The organism is Duganella sp. 1411 (genome assembly GCF_017833525.1).
In the GTDB taxonomy this organism is placed as follows: domain Bacteria; phylum Pseudomonadota; class Gammaproteobacteria; order Burkholderiales; family Burkholderiaceae_D; genus Rugamonas.
Genome location: NZ_JAFICD010000001.1, coordinates 1,833,226 through 1,855,562, shown reverse-complemented (window position 1 = coordinate 1,855,562; position 22,337 = coordinate 1,833,226). Strand labels below are relative to the sequence as shown.

At 66.9% G+C, this 22,337-nt stretch carries 20 protein-coding genes; 8 read left to right on the top strand and 12 right to left on the bottom strand.

The features are described 5' to 3' along the window. Positions 1 to 136 precede the first annotated feature (136 nt). Positions 137 to 1,357 carry a DUF1624 domain-containing protein gene (locus JOD97_RS07520; protein ID WP_209714783.1) on the top strand — a complete coding sequence of 407 codons (1,221 nt, stop codon included), beginning with the start codon at positions 137 to 139 and terminating at the stop codon, positions 1,355 to 1,357. Here JOD97_RS07520 and JOD97_RS07515 read toward each other — a convergent pair. The 10 genes from JOD97_RS07515 to JOD97_RS07470 all read right to left on the bottom strand — a co-directional run bounded on the left by JOD97_RS07515 (position 1,354) and on the right by JOD97_RS07470 (position 13,567). Continuing rightward, a complete protein-coding gene (locus tag JOD97_RS07515; protein ID WP_209714782.1) occupies positions 1,354 to 4,554 on the bottom strand; it encodes a CusA/CzcA family heavy metal efflux RND transporter in 3,201 nt (1,066 codons plus the stop codon). The genes JOD97_RS07520 and JOD97_RS07515 overlap by 4 nt on opposite strands. After that, the gene (locus JOD97_RS07510; protein ID WP_209714780.1) at positions 4,554 to 5,732 is read right to left on the bottom strand and encodes an efflux RND transporter periplasmic adaptor subunit; all 1,179 of its coding nucleotides are present in this window, start codon (positions 5,730 to 5,732) and stop codon (positions 4,554 to 4,556) included. The genes JOD97_RS07515 and JOD97_RS07510 overlap by 1 nt, the downstream gene beginning before the upstream one ends. Beyond that, complete coding sequence (locus JOD97_RS07505) at positions 5,729 to 7,009, bottom strand: TolC family protein (protein WP_209714778.1); 1,281 nt, start codon at positions 7,007 to 7,009, stop codon at positions 5,729 to 5,731. Before JOD97_RS07505 ends, JOD97_RS07510 begins: the two co-directional genes overlap by 4 nt. Positions 7,010 to 7,099: 90 nt before the next feature. Continuing rightward, entirely contained in the window at positions 7,100 to 7,510 is a 411-nt protein-coding gene (locus JOD97_RS07500) for a hypothetical protein (RefSeq protein ID WP_209714776.1), read from the bottom strand. A 97-nt stretch (positions 7,511 to 7,607) separates the two neighbouring features. Then, positions 7,608 to 7,979, bottom strand: coding sequence for a cupin domain-containing protein (locus tag JOD97_RS07495; RefSeq protein WP_209714774.1), 372 nt, complete (start codon positions 7,977 to 7,979; stop codon positions 7,608 to 7,610). 33 nt (positions 7,980 to 8,012) lie between these two features. Further along, on the bottom strand, positions 8,013 to 8,972 hold the full coding sequence (locus tag JOD97_RS07490) for a M14 family metallopeptidase (protein WP_209714772.1): 960 nt from the start codon (positions 8,970 to 8,972) through the stop codon (positions 8,013 to 8,015). After that, complete coding sequence (locus JOD97_RS07485; RefSeq protein WP_209714770.1) at positions 8,969 to 10,468, bottom strand: NAD-dependent succinate-semialdehyde dehydrogenase; 1,500 nt, start codon at positions 10,466 to 10,468, stop codon at positions 8,969 to 8,971. Before JOD97_RS07485 ends, JOD97_RS07490 begins: the two co-directional genes overlap by 4 nt. A gap of 142 nt (positions 10,469 to 10,610) precedes the next feature. Continuing rightward, positions 10,611 to 11,108 (bottom strand): Lrp/AsnC family transcriptional regulator, encoded by a 498-nt coding sequence (locus JOD97_RS07480; protein ID WP_209714768.1) that lies wholly within the window; start codon positions 11,106 to 11,108, stop codon positions 10,611 to 10,613. A gap of 84 nt (positions 11,109 to 11,192) precedes the next feature. Then, entirely contained in the window at positions 11,193 to 12,572 is a 1,380-nt protein-coding gene (locus tag JOD97_RS07475) for an aspartate aminotransferase family protein (RefSeq protein WP_209714767.1), read from the bottom strand. A gap of 134 nt (positions 12,573 to 12,706) precedes the next feature. Further along, a complete protein-coding gene (locus JOD97_RS07470; RefSeq protein WP_373999805.1) occupies positions 12,707 to 13,567 on the bottom strand; it encodes a GNAT family N-acetyltransferase in 861 nt (286 codons plus the stop codon). A 265-nt stretch (positions 13,568 to 13,832) separates the two neighbouring features. Between JOD97_RS07470 and JOD97_RS07465 the strand changes: the two genes are divergently transcribed. Continuing rightward, entirely contained in the window at positions 13,833 to 14,204 is a 372-nt protein-coding gene (locus JOD97_RS07465) for a copper resistance protein CopC (RefSeq protein ID WP_209714765.1), read from the top strand. Between the two features lies 1 nt (position 14,205). Next, positions 14,206 to 15,114, top strand: a complete 909-nt coding sequence (locus JOD97_RS07460; RefSeq protein WP_209714763.1) for a CopD family protein — start codon at positions 14,206 to 14,208, stop codon at positions 15,112 to 15,114. Positions 15,115 to 15,120: 6 nt separating this feature from the next. On the opposite strand, the gene JOD97_RS07455 is transcribed toward JOD97_RS07460, so the two are convergent. Continuing rightward, positions 15,121 to 16,305 (bottom strand): ABC transporter substrate-binding protein, encoded by a 1,185-nt coding sequence (locus tag JOD97_RS07455; RefSeq protein WP_209714761.1) that lies wholly within the window; start codon positions 16,303 to 16,305, stop codon positions 15,121 to 15,123. 204 nt (positions 16,306 to 16,509) lie between these two features. Here JOD97_RS07455 and JOD97_RS07450 point away from each other — a divergent pair, with 204 nt between their 5' ends. Further along, on the top strand, positions 16,510 to 17,601 hold the full coding sequence (locus JOD97_RS07450) for a porin (protein ID WP_209714759.1): 1,092 nt from the start codon (positions 16,510 to 16,512) through the stop codon (positions 17,599 to 17,601). A 159-nt stretch (positions 17,602 to 17,760) separates the two neighbouring features. Here JOD97_RS07450 and JOD97_RS07445 read toward each other — a convergent pair whose 3' ends face one another. After that, positions 17,761 to 18,603, bottom strand: a complete 843-nt coding sequence (locus tag JOD97_RS07445; RefSeq protein WP_209714756.1) for an IclR family transcriptional regulator C-terminal domain-containing protein — start codon at positions 18,601 to 18,603, stop codon at positions 17,761 to 17,763. 172 nt (positions 18,604 to 18,775) lie between these two features. On the opposite strand from JOD97_RS07445, the gene JOD97_RS07440 reads away from it, so the two are divergent. The 4 genes from JOD97_RS07440 (at position 18,776) to JOD97_RS07425 (ending at position 22,288) form a co-directional block, all read left to right on the top strand. After that, positions 18,776 to 19,441 carry a 3-oxoacid CoA-transferase subunit A gene (locus JOD97_RS07440; protein ID WP_209714754.1) on the top strand — a complete coding sequence of 222 codons (666 nt, stop codon included), beginning with the start codon at positions 18,776 to 18,778 and terminating at the stop codon, positions 19,439 to 19,441. Positions 19,442 to 19,446: 5 nt separating this feature from the next. Beyond that, positions 19,447 to 20,109, top strand: coding sequence for a CoA transferase subunit B (locus JOD97_RS07435; RefSeq protein ID WP_209717304.1), 663 nt, complete (start codon positions 19,447 to 19,449; stop codon positions 20,107 to 20,109). Between the two features lie 12 nt (positions 20,110 to 20,121). Further along, positions 20,122 to 21,324, top strand: a complete 1,203-nt coding sequence (gene pcaF, locus JOD97_RS07430) for a 3-oxoadipyl-CoA thiolase (RefSeq protein ID WP_209714751.1) — start codon at positions 20,122 to 20,124, stop codon at positions 21,322 to 21,324. 97 nt (positions 21,325 to 21,421) lie between these two features. After that, positions 21,422 to 22,288 (top strand): branched-chain amino acid ABC transporter permease, encoded by an 867-nt coding sequence (locus tag JOD97_RS07425; protein ID WP_209714749.1) that lies wholly within the window; start codon positions 21,422 to 21,424, stop codon positions 22,286 to 22,288. The last annotated feature ends 49 nt before the right edge of the window (positions 22,289 to 22,337 follow it).

The window sequence follows — 22,337 nt, the reverse complement described above, 5'->3', positions numbered from 1 at the left end:
CCCATTTCGGTGTTTAAACGTCACCGGAAGCGGACAACAAAGCAGAAAAATCCGCACCCGCTCCGTACAATATTGTGATGGCCGCGCGGCGCCGGCGGCCGCGGGACATCTTTTCAACCCTACCGAGAACCTATCCATGGACCACACCAGCACCCTCAACCCCGGTATGACGGACCGCGTCAAGCCGGTGCCCTCGGCCGCCCTGGACGCGGCCGCCCAATCGGTGAGGTCGCGCATCGCCGTGATCGACGTGTTGCGCGGCCTGGTGATGTTGATCATGCTGTTCGATCACGTGCGCGAGGCGATCTACCTGCACGTGCCGATCAGCGATCCGATGGCGGTCGACAGCATGCCGCCGGACCTGTTCTTCACCCGCACGGCGGCGCATTTTTGCGCGCCGATGTTCGTGTTCCTGACTGGCCTGTCGGCCTGGCTGTACGCGCACCCGGCCGCGGGCCCGCGCGATGCGACCGGCTTCCTGGTCAAGCGCGGCTTGCTGCTGGTGGCGCTGGAACTGGTGGTGGTCAATTTCGCCTGGGTCGGCACGTTCCCGCCGCCGGTGATGTATCTGCAGGTGATCTGGGTGATCGGCCTGGCGATGATTTTCCTGGCGCTGGCGCACAAGCTGCCGCTCAAGTTGCTCGGCGCGGCCGGGGCGCTGATCGTGGCCGGCCACAACGCGCTGACCTGGATCAGCTTTGAACCCGGCAGCGTCGCCTATGACGCCTGGACCCTGTTGCTGCATCGCGGCTTCCTGGTCGCCGACGGCGCGGTCAAGGTCAAGGTCACCTATCCGCTGCTGCCGTGGATCGGCGTGATCCTGCTGGGCTATGCGGCCGGGCCGCTGTACGCGCGGGCGATGGCGCCGGAACGCCGCCGCCGGCTGCTGCGCATGATCGGCGGCGGCGCGCTGCTGCTGTTGCTCGTGCTGCGCGGATTGAACATCTATGGCGAGGAACTGCCATGGGTACAGGGTGAAACGGCGGTCCGGACTTTGATGTCCTTCCTGAACTTCACCAAATATCCGCCGTCGCTGGACTTCGTGCTGATGACAATAGGGACCGGAATGCTGGTGCTGGCGTGGTTGGAGCCGTACGACAATCGTTTGACCCGCGCCTTCGCCACTTTCGGCGGCGCCCCGATGTTCTACTACCTGTTCCATCTGCTGTTGCTGCTGTATATGCAGAAGGCGCTGGTCGCGGTGTTCGGCGCCAACCACGGCGCGCGCTTCGGCGTCGACGCGCTCTGGCCGGTGTGGGTGGTCGCTTTGGCGCTGATGCCGGTACTGTATGTCCCCTGCAAGGCCTTCGCCAACTTCAAGCGAAGCTCGAAGCAGGCTTGGGTGCGGTACTTTTAAGGCGATGCGCGGCGCCGCAACACCATGGCGCTGATCGCCGGCAGCACGAACAGCGTCAGAACGGTCGACGTGACCAATCCCCCGATCACCACCGTCGCCAGCGGCTTTTGCACCTCGGCGCCGGTGCCGGTGGCCACGGCCATCGGCACGAATCCCAGCGATGCCACCAATGCCGTCATCATCACCGGGCGCAGGCGCTCCATCGCGCCGTCGACCACCGCGGCGGCGGCGTCGGCGCCGTCGGCGATGCGTCTGTTGATGGCGGAGATCAGCACCAATCCGTTCAGAACGGCCACACCGGAAACGGCGATGAAGCCCACCGACGCCGAGATTGAAAACGGTATGCCACGCAGCGCCAGCGCGAATACGCCTCCGGCCAGCGCCAGCGGAACCGCCGTCAGCACCGTGGCGGTCAACATCGCGTTGCCGATCGCCATGTACAAGGCGGCGGCGATCAGCACGAAGCAGATCGGCACGATGATCGCCAGGCGCCCGGTGGCGGCGCGCAGGTTCTGGAATTGCCCACCCCATTCGATCCAGTGGCCGGCGGGCAGCTTGACCTCCCGCGCCATCCTGGCCTGCGCCTCGTCGACATAGCCGCCCAGGTCGCGTCCGACGACGTTCGCCTCCACATAGACGCGGCGCTTGCCGTTGTCGCGGCTGATCTCGTTGAGCCCCCGCGTGAAGCGGAAGTCGGCCAGCTGGCGCAGCGGCACCGAGGCGCGCGGCCGCGCGCCGTCGGCCGGCAGCATCACCGGCAGCGCGCCCAGCTCGTCGAGATTGTCGCGCAACCGCGCGGGCAGGCGAACGACGATGTCGAAGCGGCGGTCGCCCTCGAAGCTCTGCCCGGCCGGGCGGCCCGCCAGCGCGGCCGACGCGGTGTCGGCCACCTCCTTGACGGTCAGGCCGTGGCGCGCGATGGCGGCGCGGTCGAAGACGATGTCGAAGGTCGGGAAGCCCTCGGTCTGCGCCACCCGGACGTCGGCGGCGCCCGGGATCCTGCGCAGCACCGCCGCGATGTCGCGGGCGCTGGCGGCCAGTTGATCCAGGTCGTCGCCGTAGACCTTGACCGCGACGTCGCTGCGCACGCCGCCGATCAGCTCATTGAAGCGCATTTCGATCGGTTGCGTGACGTCGAAGTTGTTGCCGACCAGGTGGGCGGTCCTGGCCCGTATGCGCTCGATCACCTGCTCCTTGGTCGTCAGGCCGGCCGGCCACTCGTCCTTCGGCTTGAGGATGATGTAGTTGTCCGACGCGTTGGGTGGCATCGGGTCGGCGGCCAGGCTGGCGGTGCCGGCTTTGGAGTAGACCGTCTTCACTTCCGGCAGCGTCATGACGGCCCGTTCCAGCGGCAGATCCAGCGCGGCCGATTGCTCGATCGAGGTCGATGGAATGCGCACCGACGACAGGTTCAGGTTTTGCTCGTCGAGGGTCGGCATGAATTCGCGCCCGACGAGGGAAAAGGCGACCAGCGCCGCCGCCAGCACGCCGACGCCGGCGCCGATGAAGGGCAGGGGACGGGCGACCGACCGACGCAGCCACGGTTCGTAGCGCCGCTTCGCCATGGCCACCGCGCGCACCTCGCCCTCGGCCACCGGCTCCTTCATCATCACCGCGATCAGCGCCGGCACGAACGTCAGCGACAGCACGAAGGCCGAACCCAGCGCCAGCATCAGCGTGATGACCATCGGCGAGAACATCTTGCCCTCGACGCCCTGGAAGGCCAGGCAAGGCAGGAACACCAGGAAGATGACCAACTGGCCATAGATGGTTGGCTTGAGCATCTCGCGCGACGACCCGACCACTTCTTCCAGCCGCTCGTGGAGCGTGAGCGGGCGGCCTTGGCGATGCTGGCGCCGGCCCAGGCGGCGCAGCGTGTTTTCGACGATGATGACGGCGCCGTCGATGATCAGGCCGAAATCGAGCGCGCCAAGGCTCATCAGATTGCCGGAGATGCCGAACGCGTTCATGCCGATGGCGCTCATCAGCAGCGACAGCGGGATCACCAGCGCGGCGATCAGCGCCGCGCGCCAGTTCCCGAGCAGGAAAAACAAGATGGCGATGACCAGCAGCGCGCCCTCGGCCAGGTTCCTGGCGACGGTGGAGATGGTCGCCTCCACCAGTTGCGAGCGGTCCAGCGTCGGCACCGCGACGATGCCTTCGGGGAGCGTCTTCGAGACCGCCTCCAGCCTGTCGCCGACGGCGCGGGCGACGGTGCGGCTGTTGGCGCCGACCAGCATCAGCGCGCTGCCGACCACGGTCTCGTTGCCGTCGCGGCTGGCCGCGCCGCTGCGCAACTCGCCGCCGATGGCGACCTGGGCCAGCTGCGCCACCGTGACCGGCACCCCCTGGCGCGTGGCCACCACCGCCTCGGCGATCTGGTCGAGCGTGCGTATGCGGCCGTCGGCGCGCACCAGATACGATTCGCCGGAACGCCGGATGTAGTTGGCGCCGGCCGAGACGTTGGCGTCCTCCAGCGCCTGCGCCAGCTCGGTATAGGACACCCCGTGCGCCGCCATCCGCGCCGAATCCGGCGCGACGACGTATTGTTTGACGTAGCCGCCCAGCGAGTCGACGTCGGCGACGCCGGGCGTGGCGCGCAACTGCGGCCGGATGATCCAGTCCTGCACGGTGCGCAGGTAGGCGAGGCGGGCGACGTCGTCGGCGAGCCGTTCTCCCTGCGCGGTCAGGAAGCTGCCGTCGGCCTGCCAGCCAGGCTTGCCGTCGGCCGCGGCGGCGCCTTCGCCGTTGGGATGCGCGTATTCCACGCTGTAGTGGAACACTTCCCCGAGGCCGGTGGAGACGGGCCCCATTTGCGGCGCGACACCGGCCGGCAGCTCGGCGCCGGCGCGCGCCAGGCGCTCGGCCACCTGCTGCCGCATGAAATACAGGTCCGCGCTCTCCTTGAACACGGCGGTGACCTGGCTGAAGCCGTTGCGGGAGAACGAGCGCACGCTTTCGACGCCGTTCAGGCCCGCCAGCGCGGTCTCGATCGGAAAGGTGACGCGCTTTTCGACCTCGATGGGGCCCAGCGTCGGCGCCGCGGTGTTTATCTGCACCTGCTTGTTGGTGATGTCGGGCGTGACGTCGATCGGCAGAAGATTGAGCTGCCAGGCGCCGATGGCCGCGACCACGACGGTGAGGAAGAGGATCAGCCAGCGCGCGCGCACCGAACCTGTGAGTATGGAATCCATCATCATTCGTCCTTGGCGCTCTTGATCATGTCCGCCTTGACCAGGAAGGCGTTGCGGGTGGCGATCCGCTCGCCGGCCCTTACGCCGGAGGTGATCTGGGCCATGCCGCCGCCGCGTTGGCCGACCAGCACCGCGCGCGCCTGGAAGCCGTCCCCGGTGCGCACGAACAGCACGTCGCGGCCGTCGATATTTTGCACCGCGTCCTCCGGCACCACCAGGCCGCCGGTGTCGTCCCTGACGTGCAGGCGCGCCCGGACCCCGGCGCCCACGATCAGGCCGGGTGCCCCGGCGGCGGGCGACAGCACCACGGTGGCGGCATGGGCGCCGCCGTTGACGGTGGGCGTGATCGAACGAACGGTGGCGGCGACGGCCTCGCCGTTGGCGGCGGTGATGGTGGCCTGGTCGCCGATCGCCACGCGGGCGATGTCGGACGCCGGCACCGCCGCCTCGACCTGCACCGGGCCGGCGCCGGAGACGCGGAACAATTCGGTCTGCGGCTGCGCGTAGCCGCCCAGCGTCGCCGTCTGGACGGTGATGGTGCCGGCGATGGGACTGACCACCGCCACCGATTTTCCGTCGGCGGATACATGCGCGGCCTGCGCGACCGAGCGGGCGCGCTGGGCTTCGGCTTGCGCCGCGTCCAGGGCCGCCCGTGCCGCCTCCATGTCCTGGCGCGGCGTCACGCCCTGTTCGAACAGGGCCGATTCGCGGGCGAGGCCCTTGCGCGCCAGTTCCTCCCTGGTGTCGGCGACGCGCCGCGCCGCCGCCATCGATGCCGCCTCCTCGCTGGACACGAGGGCCAGCGTTTCGTTGGCGCGGACCTTGTCGCCCAATTGGCGGTTGATGCGCGATATATTGCCGGCCGCCCGCGCGACGATGACAGCCTCGCTGTTGGGCGGCGCCGTCACCGTGCCGGCGGCAAGGATTTGCGCGCGCAGGCTGCCGCGAGCGACCGCTTCGACCTCGATCTTCGCGGCGGCCAGGTATTCGGCCGGGATGTTGATGGCGAGCGGGATGTCCGCGTCACCGCCCCGCGGAGCCGGCGCCGCCGTCGGCGCCGATGCGCCGGCGGGGCTTGCCGGTGCGATCCAGCGGGCGGCGCCGAAGCCCAGCGCGGCGGCGACGGCCGCCGATACCGCTACCCAGGGCCAGCCGATTGCCGGGCGTCGAGGTTCCATCATGGTGTTTCTCCAAATGCGATGCGGCCTTCGGCCGTGGAAAGGTTGGCGATGGCGCGCACGCGGGCGAGCCGGGCGTCGATCGTAAGTGCCTGCGCTTCGGACAGCGCGCGGCGTATGCCCAGCAACTCCATCAGCGGGTTTTTGCCGGCTTCGTAGCCGATGCGGCCCAGCCGGTAGGCTTCAACGGCGGCGCTCTCGCCCTGTTCGGCCGCGCCCAGACGGCGCTCCGAGGCCTGCACCGACGCGATGGCCGAGCGGCGCATGGCAAGCGCTTCCAGACGCGCCGCCTGCACGCGCATGGCGGCGGCGCCGGCCCTTTCCCTCGCGGCGGCGATGCCGCTTTGGTTGTTGTCGAACAGCGGGATGTTCGCGCTCAGGCCGATGGTTTTGGCGGTCTCGCCGGTCCAGCCGAATTTGCGCACGCCGACGCTCACGCCGATATCCGGTATCCAGCGTTTTTCCTCCAGCTTCGCCTGTGCCGCGACGACGTCCCGTTCCGCCGCCGCGCCGGCCAGCGCCGGCGCCTGGTCCTCGCTCCAGCCGGCGGCCGGGCGCGGGGGCGCGGCCGCCGACAGCAGCGTGTGGTCGATGCGGACCAACGGTTGCGCCGCGCCGGCCAGCGCCGACAACTGCTCCAGCGCGCCGCGGGCGTCCGCGTCCGCCGATTGCACCGCCGCTTCCGCGGCGGCGGCGCCGGCGCGGGCCTGCGCCAGCCGCAGGCCGGCTTCCCGGCCGGCGTCGACCAGCGCCCGCACCGCGCGCAGGTCGTCAAAGGCCCGCGCGAGGTCGGCGTCGGCGACCGCCTTGCGCGCTTGCATCGCCTCCGCCGTGGCGTAGGCGATCGCCAGTTCGTTGGCGTAGACGATGCGGGCCTGGCGGTCATGCACCGCGGCGGCCGCGGACTTGCTGCGCTCCGCGTCGATGCGCGCGGCGCGCTTGCCGCCGATTTCAAATACCTGGGTAAGCGTGTAAGTGTCCTGGCGCTGGCTGACGCCTCCCGAGAGCGGCGCGCCGATGTTTTCCGCCGTCGCGCTCAGCGTGGGATTGTTCCATGCGCGGGCCTGATCGGCGTCCGCCTCGGCGGCGCGCACGTTGGCCGCCTGCTCCAGCAGGCGCGGCGCATCGGTCAGGGCTTGCCGCAGCAGCGCGCTGAAAGACGGTGTTTCGGCATGCCCGCCGGGGACCGCCGCCAGCAATGCGAGGGACAGAATCGCCTGATGGCAGGGGCGCGGGGCGGCCAGGGGCCGGCCGCGCGGGCGCGTGGGAATGTTGTGCATGAAAAGCCTCGGCGTGATTGAACGGTATGCGCTACGGCGGTGCCGCGGCCGGCCATTAAAATGGCCGGGCGTGACGATACGGCCCGCTGGTCAGGCGGGCGCGCGCGGAGGACGGAGCAGGGGCAGGGTGGTTCTGCCGGCGTGGACGTCCGGCTCGAACAGTGGCGCGGCGCGCGGAAGCTGCGAGTCGGGCAGCCGCGCCGCCGCGGGGAACAGCAGGTTCATGCCGCAGCCCTGGTCGTAATCGGCCAGATGCTGGACGGATTTGCCGGAGTCGTCCTGGTGGATGCCCGCGCCGTCGTCGGCGCCCTCATCGTCATGGTGCCCGTTATCGTCGTGATGATGCGGCACATGGGCGGCGTGTTCCGCCATATGCGTGGCCACCACCGCGATATGGCGGCCGATACCGTCGCCGAACATGTGCGCGAGATCGCGTTCCGCGGCGGCCATCGCCTGCCACGGAAGCACAAACATCAGAAAAGTCAGGAGCACCTTCTTCATGTCGGGACGCGATGCGGGATGGTCGTGAAAAGATCTCTTATTGTAAGCGCTGCGGCGTCGGCCATGTCAATATTTTCTTGACGCGGCGTCGTGACGCTCAGTTTCGCAGCTCGGTGACGACCCAGAATTTGCTGGCCGCTTCGACGATCTCGAAAATGCCCGCGAATCCCGGCGGAATGACGCCGCTGTCGCCGGCGACGAACTGGCGCGGATTGCCGCCGTCCGGCTCCGAAATGATCACGCGCCCCGTCAACAGGTGAAACAGCTCGTGCTTGTCGGCGCCGAGAGCGATGCGGTAGACCCCTTCACCGGCCTCCCAGGTGCCGGCGCGCACGCCGTGCGTGTCGTTGGCGAAGTATTCGCGGGCGATGCGCAGTGGGTTGCCCTTGATGCGATTGGCCTCGTTGGGATGTTGCGAGGTGGTTTCCGGTGTGATGTCGCTGAAGCGGATAACGGGATTGCTTTGCATGGTGTGAGCTCCTGGTTTGGGGGGGCGAGTCAATTAGTCGAGCAGTTGGCCGAGGCGCACCACAGTGACGCCGGCGCGCAGCTGGCGCAGCGACGGCATCACCAGCACGCAGTTCGGATAGGGGGTGCGCACCGGCGTGTCGCCGTCCCAGCCGATGACGGTGCCGGCGTCGGCAAAGGTCTCCAGGCCGGTGTACTCGCCGGCGAAGCGGAAATCGGTGCCGCTGGCGACCACCGGTTCGGTCACGCGGATCACCTTCTGCGACGGCGGGTGCGGCTTGAGCCAGCCGGCCGGGATGTCGCCGGCGTCGACGTTGCCGCACAAGAGCAGGAATCGCGCGCAGCAGTTGCGCGCCACCTCGACCCCGGCGGCTTCCCAATGCTGGCCGCTTTCGACCAGCAGCGCGGTGTGCGGCTTGGACGGATCGCCGAACTGGCCGTAGTCGCGCATGCGGCGGCCTTCGGGATGGCCTTCGTCGCTGATGATATGTTCCGGCACGCCGAGCTGTCTGGCCATGGCTATGCCTTTTTGCAGCGGTCCGCTGACCGTCAGCGGCGCGCTGCGCTCGTGCATCGAGTGCAGGTCGAGCAGGAAATCGACCTTGTCGAGCAGCGGCCGCATGGCGCGCGCGCGCCGCAGTTCGGACGAGTCGAGCGTCATGTCGTCCAGCGTGGCCGGCATCCACACCCGGTTGAAGTCCTGGTCGACGAAGCGCGAGGCGTCGGGCCGCTTCGGATCGAAGCTGAGATAGGCGTCGATGTTGGCGAACGATAGCGTCAGGCGGCCGCGCCGTGGCCGCACGCCGGCGTCGAGCAGCGCCTTGACGGCGATCGCCCCGGATACCTCGTTGCCGTGGGTGAGGGCGTTGATCATCGTGTGCGGGCCCGGTGCACCGCTGTCGTAGGTGTACACATACGGGATGCCGGTGTTGCCCTCGGCGTAAGGCGCGAGGTCGGGGAATTCGATTTCGATCGGGTAGGTTTCCATGGTCATTGCTTCAGTCCTCCAAGGCAGAGATATTTGGTGTGCATGTAGTCTTCCAGGCCGTAGCGCGAGCCTTCGCGGCCATAGCCGGATTCCTTGACGCCGCCGAACGGCGCCGATTCGGCCGCCAGCGCGCCTTCGTTGATGCCGACGATGCCCGTCTCCAGGCGCTCGGCCACGCGCCAGACGCGCGATATGTCGCGCGCGTAGAAGTAGGCCGCCAGGCCGAAAGGGGTGTCGTTGGCGGCGGCCACCACTTCGTCCTCGGTAGCGAAGCGGAACAGCGCCACCACCGGGCCGAAGGTCTCCTCGCGCGCCAGCAGCATGTCGTGGCTGGCGCCTGCCAGCACGGTCGGTGCGTAGTAGGTGGATGCCGGGCTGTCACGGCCGGCGGGTTGACGGCCGCCGCACAGCAGTTCCGCGCCCTTTTCGACGGCGTCGGCGACGTGGGCGGCGATCTTGTCGAGGGCGCGGCGGTTGATCATCGGACCGATTTGCGACGCCGGATCGGTGGCCGGACCTACCGCCAGCGCCGACACGCGAGCCGTCAGCAATTCGGCGAAGCGCGCGTAGACGCCGTCTTGCACGTAGACCCGGTTGGGACTGACGCAGGTCTGGCCGCCGTTGCGGAATTTGGCCGCCATCAGCCCCTCGACGGCATCTTCGAGATCGGCGTCGTCGAAGACGATGAAGGGGGCGTTGCCGCCCAGTTCCAGCGAAAGCTTCTTGAGCGTGGCCGCCGAATCGCGCGCCAGGCCTTTGCCGACGGCGGTCGAGCCGGTGAAGGTGATCTTGCGCACCCGCGTGTCCTCCAGCCAGGCGCCGACGACGGCCGGGGTATGCCCGCGCGAAGCGGTGACGATATTGAGCACGCCGGGAGGAATGCCCGCTTCATGCGCCAGCCGCACCAGCGCCAGCGCCGTCAACGGCGTGTCCTCGGCCGGCTTGGCGACCACGGTGCAGCCGGCGGCCAGCGCCGGGGCGATCTTGCGGGCCATCATCGCCAGCGGGAAGTTCCAGGGCGTGATGGCGGCGACCACGCCTGCCGGCTCCTTGACCACCATCAGTTTGCGGCCACGCACCGGCTCGGGGATGATGTCGCCATACGCGCGCACCGCCTCCTCGGCGAACCATTCGACGTAGGAGGCGCCGTACAGCACCTCGCCGCGCGCCTCGGCCAGCGGCTTGCCCTGTTCGCGCGAGATCAGGCGCGCCAGGTCTTCCTTGTTCGCCAGGATCAGCGCGTGCCAGCGCTTGAGCAGCGCCGCGCGCTCGCGGGCGCTGCGCGCGCGCCAGCCTTCGAAGGCCCGCGCCGCGCTGTCGGCGGCGTCGCGGGCGTCGGTTTCATCGCTGTCGGGTACCTCCGCGAAAGCCTGGCCGTCGGCCGGATTGACGACCGGGTAACGGCAGCCCGCACGGCCCGGCCGCCAGGCGCCATCGACGTAGTTGCCTTGGCAAAGCAGTTCGCCCCGATCGAGCGTCAACGTTAAATTTGGATAGGTCATGGATATGCACTCGGTGTGGTGGACTGAGGACCATGGTAGCGGCGCAGCGCAAGAGGAGGGGACCGTTGAGGGCCGGGCGAAGCGGGGGAAATTGCGAATATCGCGCGGCGGCGGCAGAATATGCCGCGCCGCTTGCGGGAGGTCAGGAGTTCTGCGTGAACAGCTTATCGACTGGGTAGTATCCCTTGGTGAACGGCGACTTGATGACGATGTAGCTGAAGTATTTCTCGATGCCGATATGCTGGTCGAGCAGCCCTTCGATGATGGTCTGGTAGTGCACCACGCCGGTGGTGACGAACTTGAGCAGGTAGTCGAAACCGCCGCTGACCAGGTGGCACTCGACCACTTCGTCGATCTTGCGCACGGCCGCCTCGAACTTGGTGAAGTCCTCGCGGCGGTGGTCCGACAGCGTGACCTGGGTGAACACCAGCTGCACGTTGCCGATTTTTTCCAGTTCGATGTGGGCGCCGTAGCCGGTGACATAGCCGGCTTTTTCCAGCCGCTTGACGCGGATCAGGCAAGGGCTGGGCGACAGGCCCACGGCATCGGCCAGATCAACGTTGGCAATCCGGCCACTCTGCTGCAGGTGGGACAGGATGCGGATGTCGATGCGATCCAGTTTAAACGCGCCTTCTAACATGATCTCCCTTGTTCGGCTGGCAGCCTTGGGGTGGTTGCCGGCCTGATTGTAGCATGATGGTTTTAGAGGGAACAGCGGCCGGCTTCAGGCCATCGCCCGGCGCACGTCCGGCTGTTCAAGCACCTGGTCCAGCGTGTTTTTAAGCCGTTCGAACATGATCGCGAATTCGTCGGCGGTGTAGCACAGCGCCGGAGCGAAGCCGAGGATGTTGTCGCCGAAGGCGCGGAAGATCAGCCGGTTTTCATAGGCGGCGGCCGTGATCCGTTCGTGCAGGCGCAGCGCCGGATCGAACTGGCGCTTGCTGCCTTTGTCGGCCACCAGCTCCAGCGCGCCGAGCAGCCCGCGGCCGCGGGCGTCGCCCACCAGCGGATGGTCGAGCAGGGCGCGCAGGCCGCGCTCGAAAAGCGGGGTTTGCGCCACGCCGTTGGCCAGCAGACCGCCCTCGTGGTACAGGCGCAGCACCTCCAGGCCGATGGCGGCGCTGACCGGGTGGGCGGAGTAGGTCTGGCCGTGGCCGACCGCGATGTCCGGGCCGGCGCCGTCGGCGATGGATTGGTAGATCGCGTCCGACATCATCAGCGCGCCCATCGGCGCGTAGCCGGCGGTCAGTCCTTTGGCCACGGTCATCATGTCCGGTTCCACGTCCTCCGCCGCGCAGGCGAACAAGGGGCCGGTGCGGCCAAAGCCGGTGATCACCTCGTCGACGACGAACAGGATGCCAAGCTTGCGGCAGGCGTCGGCCATTGCCTTGAGCCAGCCCTTGGGCGGCACCACCACGCCGCCCGACCCCTGTATCGGCTCGCAGAAGAAGGCGGCCACCCGGTCGGCGCCAAGTTCGGCGACCTTGGAGCGCAGGTCGGCCACCGAGGCCGCGATCAGCGCCTGCGGATCGGCGCCGACCGGGCTGCGATAGGCGTACGGCGACGGCAGGTAATGCTGGTTCGGCTGCGGCAGATTGAAGTGGCGGTGGAACACGGGCAGCGCCGTGAGGCCCGCGCCGACCGAGGACGAGCCGTGGTAGCCGCGTTGCAGCGAGATGAACTGGTCGCGTTGCGGCTGCCCCCTGGAGTTGTTGTAGTAGCCGATATAGCGCAGCGCGGCGTCGACCGCGTCCGAGCCGCCCATGGTGAAATACACGTGCCGCAGCGAGGCCGGCGCCAGTTCGACCAGCCGCGCCGCCAGTTCGATGGCCGGTTCCGATGAAAAGCTGAAGTAGCCGGTGGCGTAGGGCAGGCGGCGCATCTGTTCCGTCGCCGCCGCGACGATGCTCTCCTGTCCGTAGCCGGTGTTGACGCACCACAGTCCGGAGAAGGCATCGAGCAGTTCGCGTCCCTGGTCGTCGCGCAGCCACGCGCCGTGGCCGGAGGCCAGGATGGTCGGTCCGCGCCTTTCGTGGGCGCGGAAGTTGGAGACGGGGTGTATCAGGTGTTGGCGGTCCAGGTCCGCCAGGGAGGTGTCGGTCATGATGAAATCCATGTGGTGGTATGGCTCCATGTTAGGACCGTTGTGCCGGCGGGTGCTTGCGGAACCGGCCCGCCGGGCAAGCGTTCATTGCGTATTTTTTGATGGCGCAGCATTTTCTGCCGCGCCGCCGTCGTTCAGGCGAGCGCCTGGCTGATGACGGCGAATTGGCGCACGCCGGCGTCGGACAGCGGCGCCTCGCCGCGTACCATCGCCACCACGCTGTCGACCTGCACCAGACCGAGTTCGTTCAGCCACGGACTCAGGCCGCTCCAGCCGGTGACGTCGATGCGCAGGAAGGCGCCGCCGTAGGTGCCGGTCCAATGGCTGATCAAAGCCTTGGCGCGGTCGATGTCGGGCGCGATCACCGGGCCGATCGCGTAGCCGTGGCCGAAGCGGCGCAGCATGGCGCAGCCGATCACCTCGTCGTAGCGGTCGATGACGACGGTTTCGGCGACGTCCTGCATCGCCGCTAGCACGGTATTGCGCGGCATGCCGGCGGCGCGCGCGCCAAGCGCGGCCAGGCGGGCGCCGTCGCGCGAGCCCAGCGGGCGTATGCGTTCGCCCGGTTGCAGCGGCATCAGCGGCGACTTGAACACCGTGCCCTGGTGCTGGTGGATTTCGCCGGTCTGCCTGAATCCCATTTTTTCGTAGAGGGGCTTGCCGGCCTCGGTCGCGTGCAGCAGCACGTTGCGGTTGCCCAGCTCATTCATCACCATCGACATCAGCTTGCGGCCGATGCCCTGGCCCTGGCGTGCGGCGTCGACGATGACCATGCCGAGCGAGGCGAATTCGGTGCCATGGCTCCAGCACATGGCGGTGCCGACGATGCCTTCGTCGTCCTCGGCGACGAAGCCGGCGCCAAGGCGCAGCATGAAGCGCCAGTCGTCCAGCCGGTGCGGCCAGCGCACCGATAGCGACAGCCGATGCGCCGCCTCGGCGTCGTTGTCGGTGATGCGGCGGTAGCTTGCTGCCGTCGCGGATTGGTGGTCTGTCACGGTAACTCCTTTTCACGTGCCGCTGATCGGGGGCGGCGAGCAGCCATGCTAACCCACCCCGCGCGGGCCGCGCCAGCACCGATGGAAGAACGCTAGGATGTCGCGGGGCGGGACCGTGTTTCGGCACAAACTACCGAATGCGACGGCGTTTTTTCGCATTCCTGTCAAGTGTGATTCCGGGACCGGAAAAAGCTTGACCTTCCTATAGGGGAAGCTTGTAAAGTGAACGTCATATCAATCTGTCTTTCATTGAAAAGGAATCATCATGCAACGACTACAATCGCTGGTTTTGAGCGTCGTCCTGGGCGCCGCGACGCTGGCAAGCCCGCTGGCCATGGCACACGCCACGATCCAGGTGTCGGAGCCGGCCGCCAACGCGCAACTGGACAAGGCGCCCGCCGCGATCGCGCTGACCTTCAATGAAGAGGTGGAGCCGGCGTTCAGCTCCATCGTTCTGCAGGATGCGACGGGCAAGGCGGTTCCGGATATCGGCAAGGCGGCGGTGGACGCGACCAACAAGCGCCTGTTGAAGCTCGATCTGCCGGCGCTTAAATCCGGCGGCTACATCGTGCGCTGGGTGGCGGTGGGGCCGGACGGCCATCGCCGCAATGGCCAGTACAATTTTTCGGTGAAGTGAGTTGACTGCCACGGCGACTTTGCAGGCGGCCAGCGGGCTGCTTCTCAATCTGTGCCTGGCGTGGATGCTGGCGGCGTTATTGGCCCGCCGCTGGCTGCGGGGTGACGACCAGGCCGGCGAACGGGCATGGGCGCCGAGGGCGCGTGCGGCGCTGGAAACGTCGATGCCGGCGGCCGCGCTGGCGGCATTGCTGGCCGGTTGCGCCGCCTTGTGGGCCGCCGCCGCCGCGATGGCCGACGTGCCGCTGGGCGAGGCCGGCGAGGCGTTCTCGATGCTGCTGTCGCGTAGCACCTACGGCCTTATCGGCGCGGCTGGCGGCATCTGCCTGCTGTCGGTCGCGGCGCTCCATTGGATGGGTCGACGGCTGCCGGGGCGCGATTGGATCGCGCTGGTGCTGTTGGGCGGCTTCGCCTTCAGCCGCGCGGCCAACAGCCATGCGGCGGAACACGGCTTGTTCAGCAGCGGCGTGTGGGTCGAGTGGCTGCATCTGCTGCTGATCTGCGGGTGGGTGGGGGCGGTGGCGGTGGCCGGCTGGCTGGTGTTGCCGTTGGCCGCCGAGAGGTCGGGCGCGCCGGCGCGCTATCTGGAGCTACTGTCCGATGCGGCGACCTTCGCGCTGGTGGGCATCGCGGCCAGTGGCGCTTACAACGCGTGGCGAGTATTCGGCACGTGGGCGCAAGTGGGAACGGGCGCCTACGAGACCACGCTGGCGGTCAAGCTGCTGCTGGTGGCGCTGGCCGTCGCGGTGGGTGGCTACAATAAGTTTATCGGCTTTCCAGACGCCGCGGTGGGCCGGACGGGCGCCATGACGCGTATCACCGGCCTGCTGCAAATCGAGTCCGTGCTGCTGGCCGGCGCCATGCTGGCCGCGGTGATGCTGGCGGCGATGCCGCCACCGGCCAGCATCTGAACCGGCTTATTTGCCCGGGTCTTTCTGATTGGCGAATTGGTCGAATTCGACGTTGTAGACTTCATTGCCGATCTTCTCCACCTTGCGCACATACACCGTCTGCACGATGTCGCGGGTTTGCGGGTCGATCGCGATCGGGCCGCGCGGGCTATTGAACTTGATGGTCTTGAGGATCTCCATCGCCTTGTCGCCATCGATCTTGCCATTCAGCTTGCGGACCACTTCGTAGATCGCGGCCATGCCGTCATACGCCGCCACGGCCATGAAATTGGGCCGCCCGCCATTCGGGTTGGCCGCCGCGAAGCTTTTCAGGAACGCCGCGTTCTCCGGCGACTTGTGCGCCGCCGAATAGTGGAAGGTGGTGATCACACCCAGCGTGGCGTCGCCCATCGCCGGCAGCACGTGGTCGTCGGTCAGGTCGCCGGTGGCGATGACCTTGATGCCCGCTTCGGCCAGGCCGCGCTCGCGGTAGCCCTTCATGAAGGCGATGCTTTGTTCGCCGGCCGGCACGAAGATGAACACCGCGTCCGGCTTGGCATCCTTGATGCGCTGGATGTAGGGCGCGAACTCCGGATTGCGCAGCGGGACGCGGATCGATTCGGTCACCGTGCCGCCGCCCTTGGCCAGTTCATTCTTGAACGCGGCCTCGGCATCGATGCCGGGGCCGTAGTCGGCCACCAGGGTGACGACCTTCTTGATGTTGTTCTTCACCGCCCATGTGGCCATCGGCGCGGAGACCTGCGGCAGCGTCATGGAGAAGCGCGCGATGTAGTTGGACTTGGTGGTGATGATGGAGGTGGCCGCGTTCATGATGATCATCGGCTTCTTGGCCTGTTCGGCGATTGGCGCCACCGCCAGCGCCTCCGGAGTAAGGCCGAAGCCGGCCAGGAAGTCGACCTTGTCGCGTATAACCAACTCCTGCGCCAGGCGCTTGGCTATTTCCGGCGAAGGTCCGGTAGTATCCTTGACGATGATCTCGATCTTTTTGCCCGCCACCGTGGCGCCGTTCTGCGCCATGTAGGCCTTGATGCCGCCTTCCATCTGCTTGCCGTAGTCGGCGAAGGGGCCGGAGAACGCGGCGATGACGCCGACTTTGATCGTGTCCTGGGCCCGCGCCAGCGGGGCGATAGTCACGGCAAGGGCGGCGAGTGTCGCAAGTGTCGCAATATTTACAAATTTTTTCATGGTCATGCCGGTCTCCTGTTCGGTTCTGTTTTTGTCTATGAGGGACTATCAAAAGCGACACGCGGCAGACGCTTTGTTGTCGCATTGTTGATTCACGGGCCCGCTCTGTTTCTTGACAACACCCCTCGACAATCATAGTATCGAATTTATGTGCGATTAACAACCTATTGTTCGATAATCGCACATCCAATAAAATAACAGGAGACAGTAATGAAAAACAGTATCCGTTGCGCCGTGGCGCTGATGGCTGGCATGGGCGCATCCGCAGCGATGGCGCAAAGCAACGTGACCGTGTATGGCCTGCTCGACACCGGCCTTGTCCACGTCACCAATGTCAACGCCGCCGGCGATTCCGTGACCAAGGTGCCGTCGTTGACGGGTTCCTTCCCGTCGCGCATCGGCTTCCGCGGCGTCGAGGACCTGGGCAACGGACTGCAGGCGGTCTTCACGCTGGAAGCCGGCCTGGCGATGGACACCGGCACCAGCCAGCAGGGCAACCGTCTGTTCGGCCGCCAGGCGTCGGTGGGTTTGAAGGGCGCTTTCGGCACCGTGTCGGTGGGACGCCAGATTAATATGACCTACATCGCCACCCAGAAGGCGGACGTGATGGGCCCGAACCTGTTCGCGATCGGCAGTATCGACCCGTATCTGCCGAACGCGCGCAGCGACAACTCCATCAGCTACCTGGGTAACTTCAATAACTTCGTCGTCGGCGCCACCTACAGCACCGGGCGCGACTCGTCGGCCGCCGGCGGGCCGGCCGCCACCGGCTGCGCCGGCGAAGTGGCCGGCAATTCCAAGGCCTGCCGCCAGGTCACCGGCTTGTTCGGCTACGAGGTTCCGGCTTATGGTTTGAACGCGTCCTATGACATCATGTACGGGAACACCGGCGCGGCCGGCGGCCTGACGAGCAGCGACAACAGCGACAAGCGCATCACCGTCAACGGCTACTTCAAGGTCGGCGAGGGCAAGATCGGCGCCGGCGTGGTCGATCGCACCACGCGCGCGGCCACCGGCCTGACGGAATCGGATTTGTACTTCCTGGGTTTGAGCTATCCGGTCACGCCATTGACCACGCTCGATACGCAGGTCGCCAAGCGTGACGTGAAGAACAGCAGCGCGGACGTCACCTTGCTGGTGGCGCGGCTGACCTATTACTTCTCCAAGCGTACGGCGGTCTACGGCGGTATCGGCCGCATGAAGAACAGCGGCCTGTCGGCCGTCGCGCTGGATGCCGGCGGCACCGTCGGCGTGGGCAAAACCCAGAACGGTGTGATGGCTGGTTTGCGTCACAGCTTCTAAAGGGCGGTGTTGGCGGCTCGTGGCGGATTACGGCGTGCCGCCTAATCCGCCCTACGTGGAACCGTGGAAGGCGCAAGTCGCGGTTAATCGGGGAGACACGTAGGGCGGATTAGCGCAGCGTAATCCGCCATGCCGGCGCCGCCGCCGGCCCCCGCTAAATCACGGCAGCAGAATCGCCAATTCCTGCGCACCGCGCACCAGCACCGGCAAGAACTCCTTCTCCAGCTGCTTGACGCTGACGCGTGCCGCCTGCGCGCCCACGTTCAGCGCCGCCAGCACCTGGCCCGACGCGCCGCGCACCGGCACCGCGATCGAACGCAGGCCCAGCTCCAGTTCCTCGTCGTTGATGGCATAACCGTCGCGGCGCACGTCGGCCAGGATCTCGCGCAGGCGCTTGGGATTGGTCACCGTGTTCTCCGTCATCGCGCGCAGCTTGGTTTTGGCGAGGTACCGCTCCAGTTCATCCGGCGGCAGGTGCGCCAGCATCACACGGCCCAGCGAGGTGCAATAGGCCGGCAGCCGACTACCCGTGTTGAGCGCCACCGACATCACCCGCGCGGTGGACGCGCGCGCCACGTACAGCACTTCGCCGTCCTCCAGCACCGCCATCGAACTCGATTCGTTGAGCGTTCGGCTGATGTCGTTCAGGTATGGCTGGGCCGACACCGTCAGCGGCGTCGACGACAGGTAGGAGTAGCCGAGCGTGAGCACCTTGGGGCGCAGCGAGAAGTTATTCAGCTCCGCGTCCACATAACCCAGCTCGCGCAGCGTGTGCAGGCAGCGCCGCACGGCGGCGCGCGGAATGCCGGTTTTCTGGCTGATGTTGGCGATGGTTTGCGGCTTGCGCGAATCGCTGAAAGCCTGCACCACCGCCAGTCCGCGCGCCAGGGAGGTCATGAAACTGGGGTCGGTCATCGCGTCGATTTGCTCGGCGATGGTGGGCTCGCGCTCGTCGTCCGCTTCGGCGGCGGCGCTGGATTCGGGGGGAGTGGCTTTTGACATGGCGTGATTTTAATGCAGATGGTGGATTTAATTGGCGGTTTTTCTTGACCACGGCAGGCGCAAGTTCTACACTGGCTGTGCGGTAATCAATCATTAGTTCGATTATCGCACAAGACAGGCGAGGCACGATAACTAAAACGACCGGCAGGCGACGAATCATCAAGGCATAGACATGATCGATAAAACTTTTGAATCACTGGAGCGCGCGGTGGCCGACATTCATGACGGCGCGACCGTCATGATCGGCGGCTTCGGTAACGCGGGCATGCCCTCGGCGCTGATCGACGCGCTGATCGCGCAGGGCGCGCGCGAGCTCACCATCGTCAACAACAACGCCGGCAACGGCGAAACCGGGCTGGCCGCGCTGCTCAAGGCCAAGCGGGTACGCAAGATCATCTGCTCGTTCCCGCGCCAGGCCGACTCCCAGCATTTCGACGCGCTGTACCGCGCCGGGGAGATCGAGCTGGAACTGACCCCGCAGGGCAATCTGGCGGAGCGCATCCGCGCCGCCGGCGCCGGCATCGGCGGCTTCTTCACGCCGACCGGCTACGGCACGCTGCTGGCAGAAGGCAAGGAGACGCGCCTGATCGACGGCCGCCACTACGTGCTGGAGTCGCCGATCCACGCCGACTTCGCGCTGATCAAGGCGCTGCAGGGCGACCGTTGGGGTAATCTGGTGTACCGCAAAACCGCGCGCAATTTCGGCCCGATCATGGCGATGGCTGCCAAAGTGGCGATCGCGCAGGTGCGCAAGGTGGTGCCGCTGGGCGAACTCGATCCGGAAGTGATCGTCACGCCGGGCATCTTCGTTCAACGCGTGGTGCAGGAGGCGGCGTGAGTAACGTGACCAATCGATATAGCCGCGACCAGATCGCGGCCCGCGTGGCGCAGGACATCCCCGAGGGCGCCTACGTCAACCTGGGCATCGGCTTGCCGACCAAGGTCGCCAATTACCTGCCGGCCGAGCGCGAGGTGTTCCTGCACAGCGAAAACGGCCTGCTGGGCATGGGCCCCGCGCCCGCGCCGGGCGAGGAGGACGAAGATTTGATCAACGCCGGCAAGCAGCCGGTCACCTTGCTGACCGGCGGCGCGTATTTCCACCATGGCGATTCGTTCGCGATGATGCGCGGCGGCCATCTGGACGTGTGCGTGCTGGGCGCTTTCCAGGTGTCCGAGCGCGGCGATCTGGCAAACTGGCACACCGGCGCGCCGGACGCGATACCGGCGGTGGGCGGCGCGATGGATCTGGCGATCGGCGCCAAGCAGGTGTTCGTGATGATGGATCATCTGACCAAGACCGGCGAGAGCAAAATCGTCGGCCAGTGCACCTATCCGCTGACCGGCGTCGCCTGCGTCAACCGCATCTACACCGATATGGCCGTGCTGGATGTGACGCCGGACGGCCTGGCGGTGCGCGAAATGGCGCCCGGGCTGACGTTTGAAGAACTGCAGGCGGCCACCGGCACAAAATTGCTGCCGCCGGCCGTCGCCATCAACAGAATTTAAGAGGAACGGAATATGAACGAAGCTTATATCTGCGACGCGATCCGCACCCCGATCGGCCGCTACGGCGGCGCGCTGAAGGACGTGCGCGCGGACGACCTGGGCGCGGTGCCGCTGCGCGAACTGATGAATCGTAATCCCGGCGTGCAGTGGGATCAGGTGGACGACGTGATTTATGGCTGCGCCAACCAGGCCGGCGAGGATAACCGCAACGTCGCGCGCATGTCGGCGTTGCTGGCGGGGCTGCCGGAGCAGGTGCCCGGTACCACCATCAACCGGCTTTGCGGCTCCGGCATGGATGCCGTCGGCACGGCGGCGCGCGCGATCCAGGCCGGCGACGCCTGCCTGATGATCGCCGGTGGCGTCGAATCCATGACGCGCGCGCCGTTCGTCATGGGCAAGGCCGATTCGGCCTTCTCGCGCAGCGCCTCGCTGCAGGATACGACGATGGGCTGGCGCTTCGTCAACAAGAAGATGAAGGAAGCCTATGGCGTCGATACGATGCCGGAGACGGCGGAAAACGTCGCGCAAGACTTCGGCATCAACCGCGCGGACCAGGATGCGTTCGCGCTGGCGAGCCAGCAGCGGGCCGCCGCCGCGATCGCAGAAGGCATCTTCACGCGCGAGATCGTGCCGGTTTCGATTCCGCAGAAAAAAGGCGATCCGGTCGTCTTCGCGCAGGATGAGCATCCGCGCGCGACGACGCTGGAGGCGCTGGCCAAGCTCAAAGGCGTGGTGCACCCGGACGGCAGCGTCACGGCAGGCAATGCGTCGGGCATCAACGACGGCGCCTGCGCGCTGTTGATCGCCAGCGGCGACGCCGTGAAAAAACACGGCCTCAAGCCGCTGGCGCGCATCGTCGGCATGGCCACCGCCGGCGTGGCACCGCGCGTGATGGGCATCGGCCCGGTGCCGGCGGTGCAAAAGCTGCTGCGCCAGACCGGCCTGACGCTGGAGCAGATGGACCTGATCGAATTGAACGAAGCCTTCGCAGCGCAGGGCCTGGCCGTGCTGCGCGAACTTGGCTTGAGCGCCGACGATCCGCGCGTGAATCCCAACGGCGGCGCGATCGCGCTGGGTCATCCGCTGGGCATGAGTGGCGCGCGCCTGGTCACCACCGCCACCTATCAGCTGCAGCGCGCCGGCGGACGTTACGCGCTGTGCACCATGTGCATCGGCGTGGGGCAGGGCATCGCGATGGTGATCGAAAGGGTGTAGCGCTGGTGTGATTCAACGAGGTTAATAGTGCAGGAGACAAAATGAACAAGCAAAAAAACGGCGCCAACGAGCGTCTTGCGTATCGACGGAGGCGGCCATGCTAGCGAATATGGCCGGCGTGCTGTTTGACGGCATCGCCTATGGCAGCCTCCTTTTCCTCATCAGCGTCGGCCTGTCGGTCACGATGGGGATGATGAACTTTATCAACCTCGCCCACGGCGCGTTCGCGATGCTGGGCGGGTATGTCAGCGTGACGGTGCTGTCGCGCCTTGGCGTGCCGTTCCTGGCATCGCTGCCGTTGGCGTTCATCGCGTCCGCCGTGGTGGGGCTGGTGCTGGAGCGCTTGCTGTATCGCCGCCTGTACAAGGCCAGCCACCTCGATCAGGTGCTGTTCTCCATCGGCCTGACCTTCATGTCGGTCGCCGCCGCCACCTACTTTTTCGGACCGACGCAGCAGCCGGTCACGCTGCCGGACTGGCTGCGCGGGCAGGTGTCGCTGCTCGGCCTCGACGTCGGCGCCTACCGGCTGTTCCTGATCGGCGTCGTGGTGCTGATCACCATCGCGCTTGGCCTGCTGATCGAACGCACCCGCTTCGGCGCGCAGATCCGCGCCTCGGTCGACAATCAGACCGCGTCGGCGGGCCTCGGCATCAACGTCAGCCTGGTGTTCAGCCTGACCTTCGCGCTGGGCTCCGGCCTGGCCGGCCTGGGCGGCGGCCTTGGCATCGACGTGCTGGGCCTCGACCCCACCTTCCCGATCAAATACATGGTCTACTTCCTGCTGGTGGTGGCGGTGGGCGGCGCCGGCACCATCAAGGGGCCTTTGCTGGCCGCCCTGATACTGGGCGTGTTCGACGTCGCCGGCAAATACTATGTGCCTGAAGTGGGCGCCTTCGTCATCTACGCGTTGATGGTGGTGCTGCTGATCGTCTTCCCGGCTGGCCTGGTGCGGAGGAAAGCATGAACGCCTTCACCGAAACCGCAGTTAAACCCGCTCCCGTCGCAAAGCCCGT